Source organism: Paraburkholderia sp. SIMBA_027 (assembly GCF_046535315.1).
Lineage (GTDB): Bacteria > Pseudomonadota > Gammaproteobacteria > Burkholderiales > Burkholderiaceae > Paraburkholderia > Paraburkholderia tropica.
Genome location: NZ_JAWRWY010000716.1, coordinates 1 through 267, shown reverse-complemented (window position 1 = coordinate 267; position 267 = coordinate 1). Strand labels below are relative to the sequence as shown.

The following is a 267-nucleotide window of genomic DNA, read 5'->3' as shown; positions in this document are numbered from 1 at the left end:
AAAGGACGACGTCCATGAACATGCAGACGACGAGCCGCCTGACTGCTGCGGAAGCAGCGCTGATCGAGGCTTTCAACAACCAGTTCGGCGAACTGCCGGGCGACGGCGCGGTCACCGCGACGCGCGACCGCCTGCTTGACGATCTGAAGAAGTCCGGCCTGCCGACGCGCCGCGTCGAGGCCTGGCACTATACCGACCTGAAGAACCTGCTGCGCGCGATTCCGGCTGTGGCCGGCGATGCCGCTTCGAAGAGCGTGAAGCCGCTCG

The 267-nt window shown here is 65.9% G+C and carries 1 protein-coding gene; it reads left to right on the top strand.

Going from position 1 to position 267, the window contains the following annotated elements:
- Positions 1-14: 14 nt before the first annotated feature.
- Positions 15-267, top strand: a 253-nt coding sequence (locus SB764_RS40910; protein ID WP_410866887.1) for a hypothetical protein, incomplete at its 3' end; no start/stop codon positions are given.